Source organism: Microbacterium sp., assembly GCF_052099035.1.
In the GTDB taxonomy this organism is placed as follows: Bacteria; Actinomycetota; Actinomycetes; order Actinomycetales; family Microbacteriaceae; genus Microbacterium.
In genome coordinates, this window is sequence record NZ_JBQDSX010000118.1 from 3,929 (window position 1) to 5,231 (window position 1,303).

Annotated in this window: 1 protein-coding gene; it reads right to left on the minus strand. The window is 68.2% G+C overall.

Annotation, left to right across the window (positions count from 1 at the left end):
* Window positions 1-213: 213 nt before the first annotated feature.
* Entirely contained in the window at window positions 214-1,182 is a 969-nt protein-coding gene (locus ACTIAO_RS16985; protein ID WP_441845378.1) for an endonuclease domain-containing protein, read from the minus strand.
* Between the last annotated feature and the right edge of the window lie 121 nt (window positions 1,183-1,303).

The following is a 1,303-nucleotide window of genomic DNA, read 5'->3' on the forward strand; positions in this document are numbered from 1 at the left end:
GGGATCCGTTTGCGTCACGGGGGCACGTGCGGCGTGCGCTCCGGTCGCGCAAGCGGACCTTCCCGCGGCAACGAGGGACCGGTCGCGTCACCGGAACAAATGCTCCCCGCGCTCCGGTCGCGCAAGCGGACCTTCCCGCGGCAACGAGGATCCGGTCGCGTCACCGGAGTTGACGCGAGATCGGCTCCGGTGACGCAAGCGGGCGTCACGCGATCAGCGCGGGTCGGGCATCCATCCTCGCTCGAGCAGGGCAGCGCGAACTCGCCGAGCGACGATGTTCGGGTATCGAATCGTGTCGGATGTCACCTGGATGACGATCCATCCATCGGCACGCAGCCGCTCGATCCGCTCAATATCGGCCGCGTACTGCGCACCGTGCAGCTGACCGTGATACTCGATCGCAACCTTGAGCTCGGGATACGCGAGATCGAGGCAGGCGAGGAAACCGCCGTGTGGGTCCAGGACATCGAGGTTCAGCTGCGGTTCCGGCAAGCCCACGTCGATGATCGCGAGGCGCGTCATGGTTTCACGCGGCGACCACGCATCGAGGCGGATCAGCGGAAGAGATTCGCGCAGCGTCGCGGCTCCACGACGCCGGCCTGCCGTCGCCGCGGCCTCGAGCTGCGCGGGTGTGGTCAGCGGCGGCTTGCCCGGATCCGGTCGGTTTACTCCATTGCGCCACGTGCGACAGCCGAAATCACCGAGAGCGACGAGTTCGTTGCGCGTCATGGCGGCGCCCATCGATGCCCACATCGTTGCGAACGAGGCCGTGCGCAGTCCGCGAACGACGCGGGTGGATGTCGCGGCGGGCTGAGCGCGGTGTCCGCGCACGCCGCGCCCGCGCGGAATGGATCCGGTGCCTGTCACCGAAACGTCCAGCATTTCTCGACCACGGGAGGCCGGGAGCGGCCCGCCCCAGATTGCGATCGCCGTCTCGTGGCTGAAGAACTGATCCGGCCCCAACAGCGGAGCGTACGCCTCGGCCAGCCAGACCAGTTCCGCGCGGCGCTCGTTCCATGGATCCGCTTCTTCTGGTTGTGCGCGCGCCAGGGCCCGTATTCCCCGGAACGGCCGGTCGAGGTCGGGGCCGCGCAGGCGTCCTTGACCGACCCCCGCGGCGAGCGCTTCTCGGACGCGAAACGCGGTGCCGAGTTCCTCTGGGATCTGTGTGCGTGCCCCCATCCGAAAACTCTGCCGCAATTCGGAAGCCCGTGCAGAAGTTATCCACAGGCAGCCCTCGCACGTCCGGTGACGCAAACGGATCCCCCCGCGCGGATAACCGTCCGCTTGCGTCACCGCAGGG